4 protein-coding genes and 1 tRNA gene are annotated in these 2,339 nt (G+C 37.5%); 3 read left to right on the top strand and 2 right to left on the bottom strand.

Annotated features, from left to right (window positions below):
* The first annotated feature begins 127 nt into the window (after positions 1–127).
* Positions 128–202, top strand: a tRNA-Pro gene (locus Q0954_RS33645).
* A 107-nt stretch (positions 203–309) separates the two neighbouring features.
* Here Q0954_RS33645 and Q0954_RS33650 read toward each other — a convergent pair.
* Both Q0954_RS33650 and Q0954_RS33655 read right to left on the bottom strand, forming a co-directional pair.
* Positions 310–813 carry a hypothetical protein gene (locus Q0954_RS33650; protein WP_299466371.1) on the bottom strand — a complete coding sequence of 168 codons (504 nt, stop codon included), beginning with the start codon at positions 811–813 and terminating at the stop codon, positions 310–312.
* Positions 814–834: 21 nt separating this feature from the next.
* Positions 835–999, bottom strand: coding sequence for a hypothetical protein (locus Q0954_RS33655; protein WP_299466374.1), 165 nt, complete (start codon positions 997–999; stop codon positions 835–837).
* A 145-nt stretch (positions 1,000–1,144) separates the two neighbouring features.
* Here Q0954_RS33655 and Q0954_RS33660 point away from each other — a divergent pair, with 145 nt between their 5' ends.
* Together Q0954_RS33660 and Q0954_RS33665 are read left to right on the top strand one after the other, a co-directional pair.
* Complete coding sequence (locus Q0954_RS33660; protein ID WP_299466377.1) at positions 1,145–1,690, top strand: hypothetical protein; 546 nt, start codon at positions 1,145–1,147, stop codon at positions 1,688–1,690.
* Positions 1,691–2,088: 398 nt separating this feature from the next.
* Positions 2,089–2,304 (top strand): transposase, encoded by a 216-nt coding sequence (locus Q0954_RS33665; protein WP_299466380.1) that lies wholly within the window; start codon positions 2,089–2,091, stop codon positions 2,302–2,304.
* Positions 2,305–2,339: the final 35 nt, after the last annotated feature.

Here is a 2,339-nt window from a genome sequence, read left to right on the forward strand (position 1 = left end):
GATTGCTTACTCACTTTATTTTTAAAAGCGTTTCGGTTTTAAGCCTAAACATCCAATTAAATAGTTTTTAAATCCATCAATAACTGATCACCAGCAACCAACTTTGACGAAAATCACATTTTTTGTTCGGGGTGTGGCGCAGTCCGGTTAGCGTACCTGCTTTGGGAGCAGGGGGTCGCAGGTTCGAATCCTGCCACCCCGACACAAATTTACAAGAACCTGTCTTTTGACAGGTTTTTTTGCTTTAGGTGAGTGGTTGAAACTTTATGAATGATGCTCCTAACCAACCTATGTCTTCTTTCTGTTTACTCAACCATGAGTCAAACCTTGATCTTTTGCCCAGCCATAGATAAAGGCGCGCATTTCGTCTACCCTTGCACTGGGGTCTTCTTGTCCAGAACGTAAACCAAACATGCTATGCATTGATAAAATTTGAGGACCAAGTTGATGCTCATCCCGGTATCCGCCTTGATCGTCCCACCCCGGATTGAGCCAATGCACATACATAGTGTAGCCTCGGTCGGCAAAATAATTGAAGGTCTTCATGGCGTGGGCTACATATTGGATAGAGCATAACACAATGCGAGGGTTTTTGACCTTGATCAAGTCGCCTACATAAGCCTGCCTTTCTTCAGACGATCCGCTTACCAAATATACCCAAGTGTGTTCTGTTTTGCCAAAGCTTAGTTTACGTTCTCTCTTGCCAGTCTTTACAGTACTCTCAAATAAAGTATTCCAAGTATATGATTTGCCTGAGTTGCGGTTGCCTAGCACTGCTACCAATAGGTTTTGGGGTGATTGATTTGTTTGCATAATGATATTTTGAAGGTTTTGTTATTCATTCCATTGTTTAATACTACCCGTTGCCAATGCACAACTCAAGTGTTGCCAGCCAATATATATAATGGCTTCTTTTTCTTTTGGAGGTAAGGCTTCTAATTGTTCTATTTGAGCCTTATTGGGTGGTGCTCCACAAATTTTGCAATTTCCAAATTTCATAAGTTAATCTGTTTGTTTTAAAGGTTTAATATAAATAGTATGTATTGCTTTTCCTTTAAAAACCAAATATTTAACCTTGCAAAAAATCTAGTGGTAATGGTATAAATTGTAACTTGAGGTATTCTTTCAAAAACTTAAACATATTATGAATGTTTATATAACATTAGGGCTCCTGTTGATTGGTATGTTTACATCCTTTATATCTCAAGCCCAAACCAAAATCAGTTTTGAAAAAGCCAACTCTAGTGTGCAAGAAGTCTTCAAGAAGGGAGGTTCACAGATTCACATGGTGCGCTTTAAAATGGAAGAAAAACCTTTAAGTAGTGCTATTTATGAGGTAAAGGTCAATGATATAAGTACCGCCGATTCCACAGATTTTAAATTGCTCAAAAAGTTTGTAGTGATTAAATCTGATATGACTGCAGGTACCATTATAGAGATTCCAGTAGAAATTTTCCATGACATAACAAAAGAAGATAATGAGTTTTTGGTGCTAGAACTTAAAGGAACTGCTGACTATGCCAGTACCTTTAAAATCACGCCCAATGAGAGGCACGCCATTACCATAAAAAATGGTGAACCTAGAAGAAAATTGGGAGAACCAGAGTTTAGGATAGATATAGGAACCAATTTTGATTTTTTTAGAGAATGTTTCAACAGATGGGGTCTATCTCAACTTATATGCTTTTGAGCCTGAGTTAAGAACATTTGAGTTTTTTGGGCATAGTACTGCTGTTGGTATTATAGCAGGGGCATATCAAAACAGGTTATTTTCTAATGATAGTACAAATACTACTATAGGTGGTGTTCAATATACACTGATAGACAGTCTTCCTAATCTTCCAGGTAGTGCATCGTATATCAGAAATTTGTATAGTATTAATACAAATCAGCAAATAGATCAAACAGGACTTTATTTAAACCCTATATTTTGTGTTGGTAAAACTGAGAGGGCGGTTTTTTATGCAGGACCCAGTGTAGAGTTATTAAGGAGAAGGTTTAAGACAGAGCAGAGTTTTATACTCAATAGCTCTGATACTGGAATTGCTACATTTGTTGTGAGAGTAAGAAGAGTCCGTTATCTTAGTTATTATGAAACAATATGATAAGGAATTTAAATTAATGATTGTTGATTTGCTAGAGTCAGGTCAATCAGCCAAACAAGTATCAGAGGACTACCAACTTAACGCAAACATGATTCGCCGCTGGCGTCGTGAGCACCATAGTAGTAAGGAAAGTTTCACAGGCAAAGGTACTCCTTCCCTAAGAAAGTGTTTTAAAATTCCTGGAGCCTTGCCAACATGAGGCTAATCATACCCAAATATATAAAAGATTCAGCA

Origin of the sequence: uncultured Microscilla sp. (assembly GCF_947493425.1) — a bacterium.
In the GTDB taxonomy this organism is placed as follows: Bacteria; Bacteroidota; Bacteroidia; order Cytophagales; family Microscillaceae; genus Microscilla.

Coding starts and splice junctions, on each gene's coding strand:
- Q0954_RS33660 (WP_299466377.1), top strand. CDS start 1,145: ATGAATGTTTATATAACATTAGGGCTCCTGTTGATTGGTATGTTTACA.
- Q0954_RS33655 (WP_299466374.1), bottom strand. CDS start 999: ATGAAATTTGGAAATTGCAAAATTTGTGGAGCACCACCCAATAAGGCT.
- Q0954_RS33650 (WP_299466371.1), bottom strand. CDS start 813: ATGCAAACAAATCAATCACCCCAAAACCTATTGGTAGCAGTGCTAGGC.